A 245-nucleotide genomic window follows, 5' to 3' on the forward strand; every position below is an offset into this window, starting at 1 on the left:
ACGGCCATTGGTTTAACCCTAACTCATTGGCCTTTTTAACGTAATTAGCCACAGTGCCAGGGGAGATATTTAAGCTTCTGGCAATCTCTCGATGGGATAATTTTGCTGAATATTTCAGCCGTAAAATAGCATGTAATTTACTCATAGATATAGGTCTTGTTGACATTATTGTTATCCTCATCAAATGATTTAGATAACGGTTTAACATACCTACAAAAATGATAAAACGTGAACTCGGTTACGAG

General features: G+C 36.3%; 1 protein-coding gene. It reads right to left on the reverse strand.

Translation table 11 applies throughout. The annotated features are described in order from the left end of the window. The coding region (locus tag H5187_RS24270; protein WP_409072568.1) for a sigma factor-like helix-turn-helix DNA-binding protein at positions 1-208 on the reverse strand (208 nt) is incomplete at its 3' end. Between the last annotated feature and the right edge of the window lie 37 nt (positions 209-245).

The organism is Pseudoalteromonas sp. SG44-1 (assembly GCF_014164315.1).
GTDB lineage: Bacteria > Pseudomonadota > Gammaproteobacteria > Enterobacterales > Alteromonadaceae > Pseudoalteromonas > Pseudoalteromonas rhizosphaerae.